This window comes from Streptomyces sp. NPDC050988 (genome assembly GCF_044456225.1).
Classification (GTDB): domain Bacteria; phylum Actinomycetota; class Actinomycetes; order Streptomycetales; family Streptomycetaceae; genus Streptomyces.
This window is the reverse complement of the sequence record NZ_JBITFQ010000027.1, coordinates 63,699-80,462: the sequence shown is the minus strand read 5'-3', so window position 1 is coordinate 80,462 and position 16,764 is coordinate 63,699. Positions and strand designations below refer to the sequence as shown.

Here is a 16,764-nt window from a genome sequence, read left to right as displayed (position 1 = left end):
CCGCACCCGACGAACAACCCCCCGCCCCCTACGCGTCGAGGGACTCGAACCGCCACCGATGAACCGCCCGCACAACCAACTCCCCAGCCGGCTCCGGCAATTCAGGCAGCTCAGACTCATACGCGGCATCCCACCACGTAATGACGAGCACCCGATCCCCCGGAGCCCGCAGGACCTCCCGACGCAGGGGCCGCGCCGGGAGGTCCTGCCCCCTCACCCAGGCAAGCAGTTCCTCCCCCCGCCCCTCGACGGCCCGCGCCTCCCACATCAACGCGACAGTCATGAGTACAGATTGCCCTTACTGACCTCATGCACATGATCATGACCGTGCCCACGGTCATGAGAATGCGACTGCGCCCGCCCAGGCACATGCGTATCAGTCACCGGCAAAGAAGAATCCGCGGACAGATCCCAATCGGACGCGGCCCGCCCCCGCGCAACCATCTCCGCCCCCAGCGCGGCGACCATCGCCCCGTTGTCCGTACACAACTTCGGCCGCGGCACCCGCAGCCGAATCCCCGCGGCCTCGCACCGCTCCTGCGCAAGCACCCGCAGCCGCGAGTTCGCGGCGACTCCCCCACCGATCATCAGGTGGTCGACGCCCTCGTCACGACAGGCCCGTACGGCCTTGCGCGTCAGCACGTCGACGACGGCCTCCTGGAAGGACGCGGCCACATCCCGCACCGGCACGTCCTCCCCGGCCGCCCGCTTGGCCTCGATCCATCGCGCCACGGCGGTCTTCAGCCCGGAGAACGAGAAGTCGTACGCGGGGTCGCGCGGCCCGGTGAGCCCGCGCGGGAAGGTGATGGCACCCGGGTCGCCCTCCTTGGCGTACCGGTCGATGACCGGCCCGCCGGGGAACCCGAGGTTCAGCACCCGGGCGATCTTGTCGAAGGCCTCGCCGGCCGCGTCGTCGATGGTCGCGCCCATCGGCCGTACGTCACTCGTGATGTCCGAGGAGAGCAGCAGCGAGGAGTGCCCGCCGGAGACGAGCAGCGCCATGGTCGGCTCGGGCAGCGCCCCGTGTTCGAGCTGGTCGACGCAGATGTGCGAGGCGAGGTGGTTGACCCCGTACAGCGGCTTGCCCAGCGCGTACGCGTACGCCTTCGCCGCCGACACCCCGACGAGCAGCGCGCCCGCGAGCCCGGGGCCGGCGGTGACGGCGATCCCGTCCAGGTCCTTCGCGCTGACGCCCGCCTCCTTCAGCGCCCGCTCGATGGTCGGGACCATCGCCTCCAGGTGCGCACGGGAGGCGACCTCGGGCACCACACCCCCGAAGCGCGCGTGCTCGTCGACGCTGGACGCGATCGCGTCCGCGAGCAGGGTCCTGCCGCGGACGATGCCGACGCCGGTCTCGTCGCAGGAGGTCTCGATGCCGAGGACGAGCGGTTCGTCAGCCATTGATCTCGGTTCCTTGTACGGATGTCGATGGGTCGTTGAGTCGCATGACGAGCGCGTCCACGTTCCCCGGCTGGTAGTAGCCGCGCCGGAAACCGATCGCCTCGAAGCCGAAGCGCTCGTACAGCTTCTGGGCGCGGACGTTGTCGACGCGGCATTCGAGCATCACCTCGGCGCACTCGAACGCGGTCGCGGCCCGCAGCAGTTCGGTCAGGATCATCGCGCCGAGGCCGGTGCCCCAGTGCTCCCGGGAGACGGCGATGGTCTGCACGTCACCGACGTCCCCGGCGGCGGCGAGCCCGCCGTACCCGACGATCCGCGCGCCTCCCGCCGTGTCCCCCGCGGTCTCGGCCACGACATACCGCCGGGTCGCCCCCGGCCCCCGCGCATGGGCCAGGTCCGACCAGAACATGCCCCGCGACCAGGCGTCCTCGGGGAAGAGGTCCTTCTCCAGTTCCAGCACGGGCTCGATGTCCCACCAGCGCATCTCGCGCAGCACCGCGGTCGTCACTTGGGGGTGACCACCTTGTAGTTCTTGGGCACCTGGGCGTCCGGCCGGCGCAGATAGAGGGGCCGGGGCGCCTCCAGTTCCTCGCCCGCGGCCAGCCGTTCCGCCGCCAGGGACGCGAGTGCCGCGGCCGAGACGTGCTCGGGCCCGCGCACGTCCGGGAAGGTGTCGGGGTAGAGCAGCGCACCCGCGCCGACGGCGGGCAGCCCCCCGATGTCCAGCTCGCCCGGCCGGTCGACGGCGGGCTCGGTGACCCGGGTGCGCGAGTCGGCGTACCGCGCCCAGTAGACCTCTTTGCGCCGCGCGTCGGTAGCCACGACGAAGGGCCCGTCGGCAACAGATCCCTCGGCCGCGTAGGCGAGACCGTCCAGCGTGCACAGTCCGTGTACGGGGATGCCGAGCGCGAGCCCGAAGGTGTCGGCGGTCATCAGACCGACGCGCAGCCCGGTGTACGGGCCGGGGCCCACGCCGACAACGATGCCGGTGACGGCGTCGAGCCGCAGCCCGGCCTCGGCGAGCACCCGGTCGACGGCCGGCAGGAGCAACTCCCCGTGCCGGCGCGCGTCCACCTGACTGGAGGCGGCGATGACGGACGTCCCGTCGTGCAGCGCGACGGTGACGGCGGGGGTGGCGGTATCCAGAGCGAGCAAGAGCACGCGAACAGCCTACGGCGCCCGGGCTCGGAGCACGGCCGCCCCAATCCGCCGCAGACCTGCTGCTAACGTCACAGAAGTAATAAATGCCGTACGAGAGGTGGGCACCCAAGGTGGTTCGGAGCAGCTCGGGAATCGTGGCCGGGCTCACCACGGCGGCGCTCGCCGCGATCGGCTTCCTCACCTACCAGGCGGCGGCGCACGTGCCGAGCGGCCTGGGCTCCTCCCGGCCCGCCGACTCCTCGACGGCGGCGGCCGCCAAGGCCCCGCGGGACAAGCAGCACCCGACGGCACTGCCCGCCGCCTCGGGCACGGGACGACGGGTCGTCTACTCGGTGGACGACGACCGCGTATGGCTCGTCGGGTCGGGTGACCGGGTCAAGCGCACGTTCAAGGTGACCCCCGGAACGGTGGATCCCACGCCCGCCGCATACGTCGTCACCTCCCGCTCCGGCAGGATCACCGGCTCGGACGGCGTCGCCGTCGAACACGTCGTCCGCTTCACGAAGGTCTCCGGCGCAACAATCGGCTTCAGCGCCGCCCTGAACGGCACGACCTCCGCCCCCGCCCCCTCGAAGAAGCTCGGCGGCATCCGCGAATCCCGAGAAGACGGCACAGCCATGTGGGAGTTCGCCACAATCGGCACAAGGGTCACAGTGATCAAATAGACCAACACCAGCGCCCCCCTCAGGGGCGCGGGGAACGGCGCAATCTTTGGCTTTTAGGGGCGCGGGGAACTGCGCAATCTTTTAGGGGCGCGAGGAACTGCGCGACCAGCCACAACGCACCCGCAGAATCCGAACACCGCTCCCCGCGGAGCGCTACGCGGAGCGCTACGCGGCGCGCCGCCGTTCCTCCCGCACCGCCTCAGCCGGAGAAGGCGGCGGCGTGGAAACGACCCGCGCAAACACCCCAGCCGCAAGCAACTCCCGCATCGACACCCCAGCCACCCCAGCCACCCCCGACGAAGTCGACTCCACAGGCACAGACGGCCGCCGCGTCACATCACGTTCAGACGTCGCCATGGCGGCCTCCTAGTGGCTCCGGGAGCAGACGTGGTTAGGTAGACCTAACCAACTCCTCCGTCCATGTGAACACGCCGAAGCCGCCCGACGCAACATCTTCCCGACGCCTTGTCGGAATGTTGGGGCGAACCTACGAGGACCGAGCCAGACCAGGCCGGACCAAGCCGGACCAGGCGAGATCAGAGGCGGCCAGGCCCTCTCAGGCGGAGAGCACGCCGAGCCCGACCGTCGCCCACCGCTCCCCGACCCCGGTCAGCGTGACGTGCCGTACCTCGTCGGTGGTGTCGCCGACGGCCCGGTGGATGAGGACGTGCAGCCGGTCGTCGGCCAGTTCCTCGACCTTGCCCTCGCCCCACTCCACGACGATCACGGAGTCGGACAGCGAGACGTCGAGGTCGAGGTCCTCCATCTCGTCGAGCCCGCCGCCCAGGCGGTACGCGTCCACGTGGACCAGCGGCGGACCGTCGCCGAGGGGCGGGTGCACGCGCGCGATCACGAAGGTCGGCGAGGTGACCGCACCCCGCACGCCGAGCCCCTCGCCGAGCCCGCGGGTCATCGTCGTCTTGCCCGCACCCAGTTCGCCGGTGAGCATCACGAGGTCGCCCGCCCGCAACAGCTTGGCGAGCCGGCGGCCCAACTCCCGCATCTGTTCGGGTGAGTTGACGGTGATCTCAGTGGTGACGCCGGCCACGGAAGGCTCCGAGGGTCCCGAGGGCTCAGCCGGGTTGCGCGGTGCTGCTGGTGCTTCCATAGCCACCCACGGTAGCCCCTGCCGGGACGGCTCCCGCGCGGGTGAGGAGGTCGGCCAGCCGGTCTATGACGACCTCCGGGTGCTCCAGCATCACCAGGTGCCCGGCGTCCGGCACGAGCACAAGCTCGGCGTCCGGCAGCAGATCGGCGATGGCCTCGCTGTGCTCGCTCGGCGTGACGAGATCCTTGACCCCGGCCAGTACGAGCACGGGCATCTCGGCGAAGTGCGCGAGCGCCTCCGTCTTGTCGTGGTCGGTGAAGGCCGGATAGAACTCCGCGACCACGTCGATGGGCGTGCCCTCGATCAGCCGCTCCGCGAACCGCGCGACCGCCGGGTCGACGTCCCTGGACGCGAACGAGTACCGCTTGATGATCCCGGCGAACAGGTCGGCCGTGGCCCGCCGCCCGCGCTCCACCAGCGCGGCCTGCTGCCCCAGCGCCTTCAGCACTCCGGGGAGCACCCGCCGCACCGCGTTGACGCCCGCGACGGGCAGCCCGAAGTTGACCTCGCCGAGCTTCCCCGACGACGTACCGACGAAGGCGACGCCGACGACCCGCTCACGGATCAGGGAGGGGTACTGGTCGGCCAGGGCCATCACCGTCATGCCGCCCATCGAGTGGCCGACGAGGACGAGCGGGCCCTCGGGTGCGGCCGCGTCGATGACGGCCTTCAGGTCGCGGCCGAGCTGGTCGATGGTGACCGGCATGTCGTCCTCGACCTGGGCCACGCCCCGCGCGGAGCGGCCGTGGCTGCGCTGGTCCCAGTGGACGGTCCGCACGACACCGCGCAGCGCGGCCCGCTGGAAGTGCCAGGAGTCCTGGCTGAGGCAGTAGCCGTGGCTGAAGACGACGGTGACGGGGGCCGGGGCCTTGCGGCCGAAGAGCCGGCGGCGGCGCGGGGCGAGGGTGGTGTCGGGCTCCACCTCGTCCACCTCGTAGTACAGCTCCGTGCCGTCGTCCGCGACGGCCTTGCCGGGCATGCCGCGCAACGCCCCGTACGGACCGGCCGAGTCGAGGGCGAGGCGGGCCTTCCTGCGCATGCCCCGGCCGACCGTGAGCCGCTCTATGGCGACTCCGGCGGCGGCGCCCGCGGCGACCACGCCTATCGCGGCGCCGGCGATCCCCGCCCCCCTGCGCCAGGTCGCGCCCCCCGCCGCGGAAACGGCCGAGGCGGCGGCCGTGGCCGCTTCCACGGCGGCCTCCGCGCTGCTCTCGCTCACGTACCGCTCCTCTTCGCCGGGATGATGCCCATGTCCACTGTCGGTGTCGCTGTTGCTGTCGGTCGTGCTGTTGCTGCCGGTTCCCGCGATGTAGTGCCCGGCATCTATGCGGTTACCCCGCTTGTTCGGTATTCACGTAAACGCGCGGCACCCGGGTTCCGATCCGGGTGACGATTTCGTAGGCGATCGTGCCCGCGGCCTTGGCCCAGTCCTCGGCGGTCGGCTCGCCTTGGTCGCCGGATCCGAAGAGAACGACCCTCTCACCGACCGGTGGCTCGTCCCCGCCGAGGTCGACCGCGAACTGGTCCATCGCGACCCGACCCGCGACCGTCCGCCACTTGCCGGCGACCAGGACGGGCCCGGTGCCGGAGGCGTGGCGCGGGATGCCGTCCGCGTACCCGACGGGCACCAGGCCGAGGGTCGTGTCGCCCGCCGTGACGTAGTGGTGCCCGTAACTGACACCGTGCCCCGCCGGTACGTGCTTCACCAGCGCCAGCGACGCCGACAGCGTCATCACCGGGCGCAGCCCCAGGTCGGCCGGGGTGCCCAACTCGGGGCTGGGCGATACGCCGTACACCGCGATCCCGGTCCGTACGAGGTCGAAGTGACTGTCGGGGAGCGTGAGCGTGGCGGGTGAGTTGGCGATGTGCCGGACCTCGGGGCGCACGCCCTGCCCCTCCGCGTACGCCAGCATCTCGCGGAAGCTGCCGAGCTGGGCCTGGATGGAGGGATGGCCCGGCTCGTCGGCGCAGGCGAAGTGGGACCACAGGCCGGTGACGCGGACGAGCCCGTCGGCCTCGGCGCGCAGGGCCTCGGCCACCAGCTCGGGCCAGTCGGCGGGCTGGCAGCCGTTCCGCCCGAGCCCGGTGTCGGCCTTGAGCTGGACGCGGGCGGTACGGCCGGACGCACGCGCGGCCTCCACGGCCTCCCGCAGCGCCCACACCCCGCTGATCCCCAGATCCAGATCGGCCTCGACGGCCGCCCGCCAGGGCCCGCCCGGGGTCCACAGCCAGCACATGATCCGGCCCGGCAGCCCGGCCGCGCGCAGGGCGAGGGCCTCCTCGGGCGTGGCGGTGCCCAGCCAGGTCGCGCCCGCGTCCAGGGCCGCGCGGGCGCACGGGAGCGCCCCGTGTCCGTACGCGTCGGACTTGACCACCGCCATGAGGGCGGCGGTCGGCGCCTGGGCGCGCAGAGCCCGCACATTGGCCCGCAGTGCGGCCAGGTCGATCTCGGCGCGGGCCCGCGCGGGTGCAGTTTCAGTCATCGCGCCCAGTGTCTCAGAGGGGTCGGACACAGCCCTCAGGTACCGGGCCTGCGGCCCCACACGTACACGCTGTCACCCTTGTAGAGCACACCCCACAGCGTGCGGGCGTCGGCGATCCGCATGTTCACGCAACCCATCGAACCGGGCGGGTTGTAGACGCTGCCGTAGATGCCGTGGAAGGCCTGGCCGCCGCTGAAGAACTGGCTGTACGGCATAGGGGTGTTGTAGAGCGTCGACCAGTGGTTCTTGTGCTTCCAGTAGACGCGGTGCCAGCCGCTCCTGGTCCGGTACCCGGCCTTCCCGCTGCGGATCGGCACCGGCCCGAACAGCACCTTGGTGCCCTTCTGCACCCAGGTCAGCTGGCGGGTGAGGTCGACACAGGCGACCCGGTAGGCCCGTACGGGACACCTGCCGGCGGCGTTCGGATTCCTCGCGGCCGACAGGAGCTGCATCTTCGCCCAGGTCACGGGCCCGGCGAAGCCGCTGTCGGGCCGGATCCCGTATCGGATCTGAAAGGCCCGGATCGCCAGGCAGTCGTTCGCCGACTGCCTCCCGTCCACCCGGAGCCGCAGCCACCCCTCGACCTGCCGCTGGTACGGCCCGGTCTGCTTGCTGCACGCCACGACCCCGGCCTGCCGCGCCACGGCGTCACTCAGCGGTACGTACTCGATCAGCTCGTCGCTCTCCGCGTCGGCGTCGGCCGGCTCGTCGGCGTCCTCCTCGGCGGTCGGCGTGTAGACCTTCGGGGCCAGTGCCTGGTCGGGGGTGTCCAGGTGCCAGGGCTGGGACGGCCCGGGGGGCACCCCGGGCACCAGCTCGCTCAGCGGCGCGGGAACCCCGGGGGCACGGGGGACGCCGGGGGCGGGCGGAGGCTCCGCGACGGCCCCCGGCACGGACAGCGCCGTGATGACGGCGACCAACACGGCAACGGTTCTCTGACGGACCATGCCCCCAGCGAAACCCCCGGGACGGCGTACGGGGTTCAGCCGCGCGGAAGGGTCGCCCGTTGTGCGCACGCGGACGGGGTACGGGTCCCGCCGCGCGGCGGGACAGCGCAGCGGGACAGCGGAGTGGGAGCGGCTCAGCCCTCCATGACGTCCCGCCAGGCCTCCCGTACCGCGTCGGCCACGTCGTACGCCCCCACGGGCGCCCCGTCCGCCGCGAACCGCCCCGCCAGCCCGTGGAGATACGCCCCCACGCTGCCCGCGTCCCGCGCCCCGAGCCCGGCGGCGAGCAGCGACCCGGTCAGCCCCGACAGCACGTCACCGCTCCCGGCGGTGGCGAGCCAGGCGGTGCCGGTGGAATTCACGCGCACAGCCCCACCACCGGGCTCGGCCACCAAGGTGGTGGACCCCTTGAGTAGCACGGTCGCCCCGTACGCCGCCGCTAGTTCCCGTACGGAGGTCAGCCGGGCCCCCTCGACCTCGTCCCGCGAGACACCGAGCAGCGCGGCGGCCTCACCGGCGTGCGGCGTGAGCAGCGTGGGCGCGGTCCGGGCCCGTACGACGTCCCGGTTCGCGAGCCGCAGCCCGTCGGCGTCCACGAGGACCGGCACGTCCGACTTCAGCACGGCCGCCACGGAATCGGCGTCGTCGCCGACCCCGGGCCCCGCGACCCAGGCCTGCACGCGGCCGGCGCTCTTCGGCCCCTTGTCGGACACGAGTGTCTCGGGGAAGCGCGCGATCACGGCGTCCGCCGCGGGCCCGACGTACCGTACGGCCCCGGCCCCGCCCCGCAGGGCTCCGGCGACGGCCAGCACGGCGGCACCGGGATACCGGGCGGACCCGGCGGCGATCCCGACGACCCCGCGCCGGTACTTGTCGCTCTCGGCGCCCGGCACGGGCAGCAGCGCGGCCACGTCGGCGTGCTGGAGGGCTTCCAGTTCGGGGGCGCCGGGCAGGGAGAGCCCGATGTCGACGAGCCGTACGGATCCGGCGTATTCCTTGGCGGGGTCGACGAGGAGACCCGGCTTGTGCGTCCCGAAGGTCACGGTCAGATCGGCCCGTACGGCGGCGCCCCGTACTTCCCCGGTGTCGGCCTCGACGCCGCTGGGCAGGTCGACGGCCACGACGGCGGCGCGGGAGTCGCGGGCCAGGTCCGCGAGGGGGGCGGCGTCGGGGCGCAGGCCGCCCTTCCCGCCGATCCCCACGATGCCGTCGACGACGAGGTCGGCGCGACGGATCGGTTCCGCCGCCGCGTCCGCGTCCGGCCCTCGCACGATCGTGCCGCCCGCCCGTCGGAGGGCGTCGAGCCCGGCGCCGTGGGTGCGCTCGGGGGCGAGGAGCACGGCCGTGACGCCCGCGCCGCGCCTGCTCAGCCGGGCCCCGGCGTACAGCGTGTCGCCGCCGTTGTCGCCGCTCCCCACGAGCAGCACGACCCGGCTGCCGTAGACGCGTCCCAGCAACTCGGCACAGGCCGCGGCCAGGCCGGCTGCCGCCCGCTGCATCAGGGCCCCCTCCGGGAGCCGCCCCATCAACTCCCGCTCCGCCGCCCTGACCGTCTCAACCGTGTACGCACTCCGCATACGTCGAGTCTCCCCTACGGGGCCCTCCGGGGGTTGGCGGTCGACTTGGTGCGGGCCCGCTGTGGCTGATCGCGCAGTTCCCCGCGCCCCTGGGGTGAGTGGGGGCTGACGTCCGTCTTTCGGGTGCGGGGCCGCGTCGGAATGTCCGCCCGCAGCGCAAGACGCACGGCCCGTTGCCGCACGGTTGCCGCATCCGCGTGTCGTCGTAAGCTGCGGCCACACATCCCGCCACGTCCCCTCCGGCCGGTGCCCCACCAGGTGGCGCAGGGAGCGCAGGGAACGGCGAGTGCGCCCCTTTTAGAGGCGCGGGTAACGGCGGGCGCGCCCCTTAAGGGGCGCGAGGAACGGCGCGAGCAACGAGGACGAACCGGCACGCGGCGAACGGGCCGCGACCACCGACGTCCTCAGGGGCGCGGGGAACTGCGCAGTCTTTTAGGGGCGCGGGGAACTGCGCAATCTTTTAGGGGCGCGGGGAACTGCGCGGCCAGCCCCCACCGGGCCCGCGGACGACCAACAGCCCCAGCCACCCCTACCCCTCCGCGACAACCACCGCAGAAGCCACCCCCGCGTCATGGCTCAACGACACATGCCACGCCCGAACCCCAAGCTCAGCCGCCCGCGCAGCAACGGTCCCGGCAACCCGCAGCCGAGGCTGCCCACTGTCCTCGACATAGACCTCGGCATCGGTCCACCGCAGCCCACCCGGCGCACCCAGCGCCTTGGCCAGCGCCTCCTTCGCAGCGAAGCGAGCGGCAAGAGAGGCGACACCCCGACGCTCCCCACTGGGCAGCAGCAACTCACTCTCCAGAAACAGCCGTTCGGCCATCCCGGGCGTCCGCTGCAGCGACGCCGCGAACCGGTCGATCTCCGCCACGTCGATTCCGACCCCGATGATGCTCATCAGGGCACTCTACGATCCGCCGGGTTCCCGCAGGCTCGGCTCCCCGGCGACCAGATCGCCCGCGTCTGTCGCGGTGACGGCACGGTCGAGGAAGCGGGTGAGTAAATCCGCGTCGGTGCAGAGGTTGAGAGGCCGGAAAAGATGCTTGTCCTCACCGAAGTCGAGACCGCGGGCGTCCAGAACGCGCAGGACCGCTGCAGCCCAGGCCGCGAGATATCCCGCGGCGAACCCTGCGGCCCACTGGGCAGGGTGCTCCTTTGTGCCCGCGTCCGTGGAGGCGCGCAGCTGGGCCAGTTCCTCAAGGGGCAGAACTCCCCGCTGTCTGAAGTCCTCCAGCGAGTGCCGGAAGTCGCCCGCCACCCTCTCCTTGGGGACACCCAAGGAGAGGCACGTCGTAGTGAACCGGAAGAGGTTGAACAACTCATCCTCTGAGCCGTCCCCCTCACCGCCCTCCGTCTCAGAACCGCCCATCGGTCAGGCCCCTTCGGAGGGGCTCGACGGGACCTCCGGGTCCTCGGCAAACAGATCCTCGGCCCGCTCGACCGTACGGGAACGCTCAAGCCAGGCGTCCATGCGGTCGAGATCGGTACAGGTGGAGATGCGCTCGCGCACACTGTCCGGTACGGGGATGCCACGCACCTCCAGTACGAGCAGGATCCCCTTGGCCTCCCCTTCAGCCCTGCCCTTGGCCTCGCCCTTGGCCTTGCCCTTGGCCTCGCCTTCGAGATAGGCCGTCTCACGGACCGTCCCCCGGCCGGGGAAGTAGCTGACGAACGACATGATGTCCTTCCATTTCTTTCCAGCTGGGGTCTTACCCAGAGTGACTTCCAGGAAGTCGAAGAAGTACTCGGCGGTGTCAGGGTCGGTTTCCCGGAGTTCCTGAAGGGCGCTGCTGATTGCTTCCAGTATGGCGTCGCAGTCGGGGCTGCGGGCGTGCGCCAGGGCGGAGAGCACGGCCAGCGGCAGGTTCTTGGCCGCGGTCCTGGCGTCCGTGATCACCGGCAGGTTGTCCGGCCCGGCGACCAGCGGATACACCCGAAGAGCCGTCCAGCCGCGCGTGCCGCAGTCGAAGGGACCGGTCGCCCACTTGGCTGTGGCTGCGTCCTGACAGACCACGAGCAGCAGCACGGGCAGTTCGTACTTCGCCTGGAGGTAGGCGACGTAATACGCCCAACTCCACTCCTTGCCCGCGACCTTGCGCGACTGCGACTCGATCGCGAGCAGGAAGTCCTCACCGTCGGACGGGCCGATCCGCAGCACGGTGTCCACGCGGCGTTCCAGCGGCCGGGTCTCCGTCACGTCCGTGGTGACAGCGTCGACGGTCGCCTTCACGGCGAACGGGACGCCCAGCACGCGGAACACTGGACCCAGGATCTCGGGCCGCTCCTGGAAGATCCGGTGCATGCCCTCGTGAGCAGATGTGACCATGTGCGCAACCTTGGTGGAGTCGGAGGCCGAAGATCCGGACGATCGGGATGCGTTCACCCATTCGAGCGGCGACGAAACGTTCACGCCGTCGAACTCAGCTCGCACCACACGTACTTGCCGCGGTTCCCGAATCTGGACAGCGGCTGCCACCCCCACAGGTCCGAGCACGCCCGGACCAGCGCGAGCCCCCGCCCCTCCTCCGCCTCACCGAGCAGCTCCAGCTTCCCCGGCGGTTCGGGCGGCTCCGGATCGGCGTCCCACGCCCCGATCCGCAGCACATCCGCCGACCAGCGCACCCGCAGGGCAGCGGGGCCCTTCGTGTGGCATACGGCGTTGGCGACCAGCTCGGTCGCGAGGAGTTCGGCGACATCGACGAGGCGGATCAGGCCGTGCATGGTGAGGATCAAGCGGAGGGTGCGGCGACAGATGGTGACGGCTCGGGGGTCGTTCGGGATGTAGAGGGAGTACTCCCAGGGTTCGGATCCGCTTTCGGGCATGCGCCAACTCCGTTCAGGTGGTGGGGGGTTGAGGAGGGACGGGCGGTGGCTGTGCCGCAGCCGTCATGGCAGGACGGGGCGGTGCACTTCCGGGGATCCCGGCATTCCACAGCGTGTGCGTCGCGTCACCGACGGTAGGCGTAACATGTAACGCCGAGCAAGCCGATCGCGTAAGTCGACCCCGAACGAGGAGCTGTTGATGTCCCAGAGGCGCGAACCAACCGCACGTCAGATGCGCTTGGCGATCGAACTGCGCAGGCTCCGCCAGACGGCAGGACTCACCACCACCGAAGCAGCAGCACTACTCGGGGTGAATCGCGTACAGATGAGCCAGATCGAATCTGGACTCGTGGGCGTGAGCAAGGAGCGAGTACGCCGCTTCGCATCCCACTACGCCTGCACGGACAAGGAGTTCATCGACGCCTTGGCCGCGATGGCCACCGACCGAACCCGTGGCTGGTGGGAGGAGTACCAGGACTTGTTGCCCAAGCCTTTCCTGGACCTGTCCGAGCTGGAGCACCACGCCCGTTTTCTACGCAGCGTGGACATGCTGTTCGTACCGGGCCTGCTTCAGACGGAGGACTACGCACGTGCCCTCTTCTCTGCCAGGCTGCCCGAACTCACCAGCCAAGAGCTTGAGTTGCGCATCCGGCATCGACAGGCACGCCAGGGGAACAGGATCCCGTACGAAGCGGTCATTCATGAGGCGGCGCTTCGGATCAGGGTCAGCGACCGCGCCACCTCGAAGTCCCAACTCGCCCGGCTCCTCGAACTCTCCGAAGCGGACCACATCACCGTGCGTGTCATTCCATTCGACCTGGACGGCTTCGCCAGGGCGTCGAGCACGATGACGTACGCGGGCGGGCCCTTGCCCAGGCTGGACACAGTGGTGCGGGACGCACCCCACGGCTCAATCCTTCTCGATGCCGAAGCCCAGCTCAACATCTATCGAACGCGCTTCCGTATGGTGGAGGCCGTATCAATCGACCCCGTACGATCGCGCGACTTTATCCACGAGCTGGCGAGAGAGTTGTGAGGCACCTGTGGACAACTGGCGGAAGTCGTCCTACTCGGGCGAAGGCGACGGGAACGCCTGTGTAGAGATAGCCAACTCCCCCACCCAGGTCGCCGTCCGCGACACGAAAGCCCCGGCCAGGGCAACCCTCACCTTCCCGACCGGAGCCTTCACCCCCTTCATAAAGGCGCTGAAGTCGCCCTACTCCACCGTCACAGACTTCGCCAAATTCCGCGGCTGATCCACCTCGTTGCCCCGGGCCGTGGCCAGCTCGCAGGCGAACACCTGCAACGGCACAGTCGCCACCAGCGGCTGGAGCAGCGTGGGAGTGGCAGGAATCCGGATCAGGTGATCCGCGTACGGAACCACCGCCTCGTCCCCCTCCTCCGCGATCACGATCGTCCGGGCCCCCCGAGCCCGGATCTCCTGGATGTTCGACACGATCTTGTCGTGCAGCACGGACCGCCCGCGAGGCGACGGCACGACCACCACCACCGGCAGGTCCTCCTCGATCAGAGCGATCGGCCCGTGCTTCAACTCCCCCGCCGCAAAGCCCTCGGCATGCATGTAGGCGAGTTCCTTGAGCTTGAGGGCGCCCTCCAGAGCCACCGGATACCCCACGTGCCGCCCCAGGAACAGCACGGTGTTCTTCGAGGCGAGCGACCGCGCGAGCGCCCGTACCGGCTCCATCGTCTCCAGCACCCGCTCGACCTCGCACGAGATCCGGGACAGGTCACGCACCACGGCCTGGATCTCGTCGCCCCACTTCGTGCCGCGCACCTGCCCCAGGTAAAGGGCCACCAGGTAGCAGGCCACGAGCTGCGTCAGAAACGCCTTCGTCGAGGCGACCGCGACCTCCGGCCCCGCGTGCGTGTAGAGAACGGCGTCCGACTCCCGCGGAATCGTGGACCCGTTCGTGTTGCAGACGGCCAGCACCCTGGCCCCCTGCTCCCGCGCGTGCCGCAGCGCCATCAACGTGTCCATGGTCTCGCCGGACTGCGAGATGGCGATCACCAGGGTCCGGGCGTCCAGGATCGGGTCCCGGTAGCGGAACTCGCTCGCGAGCTCGACCTCGCAGGGAATCCGGGTCCAGTGCTCGATGGCGTACTTGGCGATCAGGCCGGCGTGGAAGGCGGTCCCGCAGGCCACGACCACGACCTTGTCGACCTCCCGCAGCTCGCTCGGGGAGATCCGGACCTCGTCGAGCGAGAGCGACCCGCTCGCGTCGATGCGTCCGAGCAGCGTGTCGGCGACGGCCTTCGGCTGCTCGGCGATCTCCTTGAGCATGAAGTAGTCGTAGCCGCCCTTCTCGGCGGCGGAGGCGTCCCAGTCGACGTGGAACGACCGGACCTCGGCGGGCCGCCCGTCGAACCCGGTGACGCTCACCCCGTCCCGCCGCAGCTCGACCACCTGGTCCTGCCCGAGTTCGATGGCGGACCGGGTGTGCGCGATGAACGCGGCGACGTCGGAGGCGAGAAAGGCCTCACCCTCCCCGACCCCGACCACGAGCGGCGAGTTGCGCCGCGCGCCCACGACGACGTCCGGCTCGTCGGCGTGCGCGGCGACCAGCGTGAAGGCGCCCTCAAGCCGCCGGCACACCAGCCGCATGGCCTCGGCGAGGTCGGCGCAGGCGGAGAACTCCTCGGCGAGCAGGTGCGCGACGACCTCGGTGTCGGTCTCGGAAGTCAGCTCGTGCCCCCGCTCCGCCAGCTCGGCGCGCAGCGCGGCGAAGTTCTCGATGATGCCGTTGTGGACGACGGCGACCCGTCCCGCGTTGTCGAGATGCGGGTGCGCGTTCGCGTCGGTCGGCCCTCCGTGAGTGGCCCACCGCGTATGGCCGATGCCCGTTGACCCGGTCGGCAACGGCCTCTCGACCAGCTCCTTCTCCAGGTTGGCGAGCTTCCCGGCCTTCTTCGCGGCGGCCATCCCGCCGTCCGCGAGCACCGCGACGCCCGCCGAGTCGTAACCCCGGTACTCCAGCCGCTTCAGCCCGGCCACCACCACATCAAGCGCCGACTGCGACCCCACGTATCCCACGATTCCGCACATGGCGGCAGCCTAGATGCCGACGCCCGCCCCGCCCCGGTACCGCGTGCCCGATATCGGAAATTCCCGCCGAGGGAAGCCGGGGGAGCCCCCTGTTCCCCGCTATTCGCCCCGCTCGATCCGGTCGATCGCCTCCTGGACCATGCCCAGGTACTCGACCTCCTCGCAGCGCGGCTTGCTGCCCATCTCGTAGAGGTCGATGCAGTCGTAGAGGTACTCGCTCAGGTCCTCGTCCGGCAGGTCGACGCACAGCTCGCTGCGGACCCGGCCCTCGTGCTCCACCGACGGGACGACCCCGACCGTCGGCCCCGGTCTGCGTCTGCCGAATCCACGCACACGGAAACGCACGGCCATGACGACCACCCCAAACCCCCCAGAACACCGGAAGGCGGCTCGCTCCCGGATGGGCGGACGCTATCCCCGTACGAGCGGGCGGTCCAGACCTTCGGACGTCTCCGGACGCGTGTAGAACGCACCGACGTGACGGACTCCACCCGCCACCCTGTTCAAACTCCCGTAACAATGAACTGTGATCTCACCGGTCTCCTCGTTGCCGCGGAGCGCCCACCGGCCCAGGCCGGAGGCGACTCCCTACCTCGACCTCACCCGCTCGGAGTGGAGCGCCCTGCGTGAGAAGACGCCGCTTCCGCTGACCGCCGAGGAGGTGGAGAAGCTGCGCGGGCTGGGCGATGTCATCGACCTCGACGAGGTGCGGGACATCTATCTGCCGCTCTCCCGGCTCCTCAACCTCTACGTCGGCGCGACCGACGGCCTGCGCGGCGCCCTGAACACGTTCCTCGGCGAGAAGGGCTCCCAGTCCGGTACGCCGTTCGTGATAGGCGTCGCGGGCTCGGTCGCCGTCGGCAAGTCCACCGTCGCGCGCCTTCTGCAGGCCCTGCTGTCCCGCTGGCCCGAGCACCCGCGCGTCGAGCTGGTCACCACGGACGGCTTCCTGCTGCCGACCAAGGAGCTCCAGGCCCGCGGCCTGATGTCGCGGAAGGGCTTCCCGGAGTCGTACGACCGCCGGGCGCTGACCCGTTTCGTCGCGGACATCAAGGCGGGCAAGGACGAGGTGACGGCCCCCGTCTACTCCCACCTGATCTACGACATCGTCCCCGGCAGGCGGCTCACCGTCCGCCGCCCGGACATCCTGATCGTCGAGGGCCTGAACGTCCTGCAGCCCGCCCTGCCCGGCAAGGACGGCCGCACCCGCGTCGGCCTCGCCGACTACTTCGACTTCAGCGTGTACGTGGACGCCCGGGCCGAGGACATCGAGGCCTGGTACCTCAACCGCTTCCGCAAGCTGCGCGCCACCGCCTTCCAGAACCCGTCCTCGTACTTCCGCAAGTACACGCAGGTCTCCGAGGAAGAGGCTCTCGACTACGCCCGGACGACCTGGCGGACCATCAACAAGGTCAACCTCCTGGAGAACGTGGCCCCGACCCGCGGCCGCGCCACCCTCGTCGTCCGCAAGGGCCCGGACCACAAGGTGCAGAAACTGAGTCTCCGCAAGCTGTAACCCGGGGTCTCCCCTC

19 protein-coding genes are annotated in these 16,764 nt (G+C 70.7%); 4 read left to right on the top strand and 15 right to left on the bottom strand.

Annotated elements, in window-relative coordinates:
• Positions 1-28: 28 nt before the first annotated feature.
• Genes ACIBEI_RS37925 through tsaB form a run of 4 tightly spaced genes read right to left on the bottom strand, consistent with a single transcriptional unit; the run spans position 29 to position 2,562 of the window.
• Positions 29-283 carry a hypothetical protein gene (locus ACIBEI_RS37925; protein ID WP_398895060.1) on the bottom strand — a complete coding sequence of 85 codons (255 nt, stop codon included), beginning with the start codon at positions 281-283 and terminating at the stop codon, positions 29-31.
• The gene (gene tsaD, locus ACIBEI_RS37920) at positions 280-1,401 is read right to left on the bottom strand and encodes a tRNA (adenosine(37)-N6)-threonylcarbamoyltransferase complex transferase subunit TsaD (RefSeq protein WP_398895058.1); all 1,122 of its coding nucleotides are present in this window, start codon (positions 1,399-1,401) and stop codon (positions 280-282) included. The genes ACIBEI_RS37925 and tsaD overlap by 4 nt, the downstream gene beginning before the upstream one ends.
• Entirely contained in the window at positions 1,394-1,885 is a 492-nt protein-coding gene (gene rimI / locus ACIBEI_RS37915) for a ribosomal protein S18-alanine N-acetyltransferase (RefSeq protein WP_398895119.1), read from the bottom strand. Before rimI ends, tsaD begins: the two co-directional genes overlap by 8 nt.
• Positions 1,886-1,905: 20 nt before the next feature.
• Positions 1,906-2,562, bottom strand: a complete 657-nt coding sequence (tsaB, locus tag ACIBEI_RS37910; RefSeq protein WP_398895057.1) for a tRNA (adenosine(37)-N6)-threonylcarbamoyltransferase complex dimerization subunit type 1 TsaB — start codon at positions 2,560-2,562, stop codon at positions 1,906-1,908.
• Positions 2,563-2,645: 83 nt separating this feature from the next.
• On the opposite strand from tsaB, the gene ACIBEI_RS37905 reads away from it, so the two are divergent.
• Positions 2,646-3,227, top strand: coding sequence for a hypothetical protein (locus ACIBEI_RS37905; RefSeq protein ID WP_398895055.1), 582 nt, complete (start codon positions 2,646-2,648; stop codon positions 3,225-3,227).
• A gap of 556 nt (positions 3,228-3,783) precedes the next feature.
• On the opposite strand, the gene tsaE is transcribed toward ACIBEI_RS37905, so the two are convergent.
• The 9 genes from tsaE to ACIBEI_RS37860 all read right to left on the bottom strand — a co-directional run bounded on the left by tsaE (position 3,784) and on the right by ACIBEI_RS37860 (position 12,168).
• The gene (gene tsaE / locus ACIBEI_RS37900) at positions 3,784-4,335 is read right to left on the bottom strand and encodes a tRNA (adenosine(37)-N6)-threonylcarbamoyltransferase complex ATPase subunit type 1 TsaE (RefSeq protein ID WP_398895054.1); all 552 of its coding nucleotides are present in this window, start codon (positions 4,333-4,335) and stop codon (positions 3,784-3,786) included.
• Positions 4,301-5,554: an alpha/beta fold hydrolase gene (locus tag ACIBEI_RS37895; protein WP_398895053.1), complete on the bottom strand. Its 1,254-nt coding sequence runs from the start codon at positions 5,552-5,554 to the stop codon at positions 4,301-4,303. Before ACIBEI_RS37895 ends, tsaE begins: the two co-directional genes overlap by 35 nt.
• A gap of 112 nt (positions 5,555-5,666) precedes the next feature.
• A complete protein-coding gene (alr, locus tag ACIBEI_RS37890) occupies positions 5,667-6,818 on the bottom strand; it encodes an alanine racemase (protein ID WP_398895052.1) in 1,152 nt (383 codons plus the stop codon).
• A gap of 35 nt (positions 6,819-6,853) precedes the next feature.
• Entirely contained in the window at positions 6,854-7,765 is a 912-nt protein-coding gene (locus ACIBEI_RS37885; RefSeq protein ID WP_398895050.1) for a L,D-transpeptidase family protein, read from the bottom strand.
• A gap of 134 nt (positions 7,766-7,899) precedes the next feature.
• Complete coding sequence (locus ACIBEI_RS37880; RefSeq protein WP_398895048.1) at positions 7,900-9,342, bottom strand: NAD(P)H-hydrate dehydratase; 1,443 nt, start codon at positions 9,340-9,342, stop codon at positions 7,900-7,902.
• 529 nt (positions 9,343-9,871) lie between these two features.
• A complete protein-coding gene (locus ACIBEI_RS37875) occupies positions 9,872-10,243 on the bottom strand; it encodes a holo-ACP synthase (protein WP_398895047.1) in 372 nt (123 codons plus the stop codon).
• A 9-nt stretch (positions 10,244-10,252) separates the two neighbouring features.
• The gene (locus ACIBEI_RS37870) at positions 10,253-10,714 is read right to left on the bottom strand and encodes a hypothetical protein (RefSeq protein WP_398895045.1); all 462 of its coding nucleotides are present in this window, start codon (positions 10,712-10,714) and stop codon (positions 10,253-10,255) included.
• Positions 10,715-10,717: 3 nt separating this feature from the next.
• On the bottom strand, positions 10,718-11,671 hold the full coding sequence (locus tag ACIBEI_RS37865; protein ID WP_398895044.1) for a hypothetical protein: 954 nt from the start codon (positions 11,669-11,671) through the stop codon (positions 10,718-10,720).
• Between the two features lie 80 nt (positions 11,672-11,751).
• Positions 11,752-12,168, bottom strand: coding sequence for an ATP-binding protein (locus ACIBEI_RS37860; protein ID WP_398895042.1), 417 nt, complete (start codon positions 12,166-12,168; stop codon positions 11,752-11,754).
• Positions 12,169-12,367: 199 nt separating this feature from the next.
• Here ACIBEI_RS37860 and ACIBEI_RS37855 point away from each other — a divergent pair, with 199 nt between their 5' ends.
• Together ACIBEI_RS37855 and ACIBEI_RS37850 are read left to right on the top strand one after the other, a co-directional pair.
• The gene (locus ACIBEI_RS37855; RefSeq protein WP_398895040.1) at positions 12,368-13,204 is read left to right on the top strand and encodes a helix-turn-helix domain-containing protein; all 837 of its coding nucleotides are present in this window, start codon (positions 12,368-12,370) and stop codon (positions 13,202-13,204) included.
• Between the two features lie 7 nt (positions 13,205-13,211).
• Entirely contained in the window at positions 13,212-13,424 is a 213-nt protein-coding gene (locus ACIBEI_RS37850; RefSeq protein WP_398895038.1) for a DUF397 domain-containing protein, read from the top strand.
• Here ACIBEI_RS37850 and glmS read toward each other — a convergent pair.
• Together glmS and ACIBEI_RS37840 are read right to left on the bottom strand one after the other, a co-directional pair.
• Positions 13,385-15,232: a glutamine--fructose-6-phosphate transaminase (isomerizing) gene (glmS, locus tag ACIBEI_RS37845; protein WP_362073385.1), complete on the bottom strand. Its 1,848-nt coding sequence runs from the start codon at positions 15,230-15,232 to the stop codon at positions 13,385-13,387. The genes ACIBEI_RS37850 and glmS overlap by 40 nt on opposite strands.
• A gap of 99 nt (positions 15,233-15,331) precedes the next feature.
• On the bottom strand, positions 15,332-15,583 hold the full coding sequence (locus ACIBEI_RS37840) for a hypothetical protein (RefSeq protein WP_398895036.1): 252 nt from the start codon (positions 15,581-15,583) through the stop codon (positions 15,332-15,334).
• A 175-nt stretch (positions 15,584-15,758) separates the two neighbouring features.
• Here ACIBEI_RS37840 and coaA point away from each other — a divergent pair, with 175 nt between their 5' ends.
• On the top strand, positions 15,759-16,748 hold the full coding sequence (coaA, locus tag ACIBEI_RS37835) for a type I pantothenate kinase (RefSeq protein ID WP_362303954.1): 990 nt from the start codon (positions 15,759-15,761) through the stop codon (positions 16,746-16,748).
• The last annotated feature ends 16 nt before the right edge of the window (positions 16,749-16,764 follow it).

What these genes read in the sequence shown, in the direction of transcription:
- ACIBEI_RS37925 (WP_398895060.1), bottom strand. Translation starts at nt 283, where the DNA reads ATGACTGTCGCGTTGATGTGGGAGGCGCGGGCCGTCGAGGGGCGGGGG.
- tsaD (WP_398895058.1), bottom strand. Translation starts at nt 1,401, where the DNA reads ATGGCTGACGAACCGCTCGTCCTCGGCATCGAGACCTCCTGCGACGAG.
- rimI (WP_398895119.1), bottom strand. Translation starts at nt 1,885, where the DNA reads ATGCGCTGGTGGGACATCGAGCCCGTGCTGGAACTGGAGAAGGACCTC.
- ACIBEI_RS37905 (WP_398895055.1), top strand. Translation starts at nt 2,646, where the DNA reads ATGCCGTACGAGAGGTGGGCACCCAAGGTGGTTCGGAGCAGCTCGGGA.
- tsaE (WP_398895054.1), bottom strand. Translation starts at nt 4,335, where the DNA reads ATGGAAGCACCAGCAGCACCGCGCAACCCGGCTGAGCCCTCGGGACCC.
- alr (WP_398895052.1), bottom strand. Translation starts at nt 6,818, where the DNA reads ATGACTGAAACTGCACCCGCGCGGGCCCGCGCCGAGATCGACCTGGCC.
- ACIBEI_RS37885 (WP_398895050.1), bottom strand. Translation starts at nt 7,765, where the DNA reads ATGGTCCGTCAGAGAACCGTTGCCGTGTTGGTCGCCGTCATCACGGCG.
- ACIBEI_RS37880 (WP_398895048.1), bottom strand. Translation starts at nt 9,342, where the DNA reads ATGCGGAGTGCGTACACGGTTGAGACGGTCAGGGCGGCGGAGCGGGAG.
- ACIBEI_RS37875 (WP_398895047.1), bottom strand. Translation starts at nt 10,243, where the DNA reads ATGAGCATCATCGGGGTCGGAATCGACGTGGCGGAGATCGACCGGTTC.
- ACIBEI_RS37870 (WP_398895045.1), bottom strand. Translation starts at nt 10,714, where the DNA reads ATGGGCGGTTCTGAGACGGAGGGCGGTGAGGGGGACGGCTCAGAGGAT.
- ACIBEI_RS37865 (WP_398895044.1), bottom strand. Translation starts at nt 11,671, where the DNA reads ATGGTCACATCTGCTCACGAGGGCATGCACCGGATCTTCCAGGAGCGG.
- ACIBEI_RS37860 (WP_398895042.1), bottom strand. Translation starts at nt 12,168, where the DNA reads ATGCCCGAAAGCGGATCCGAACCCTGGGAGTACTCCCTCTACATCCCG.
- ACIBEI_RS37855 (WP_398895040.1), top strand. Translation starts at nt 12,368, where the DNA reads ATGTCCCAGAGGCGCGAACCAACCGCACGTCAGATGCGCTTGGCGATC.
- glmS (WP_362073385.1), bottom strand. Translation starts at nt 15,232, where the DNA reads ATGTGCGGAATCGTGGGATACGTGGGGTCGCAGTCGGCGCTTGATGTG.
- ACIBEI_RS37840 (WP_398895036.1), bottom strand. Translation starts at nt 15,583, where the DNA reads ATGGCCGTGCGTTTCCGTGTGCGTGGATTCGGCAGACGCAGACCGGGG.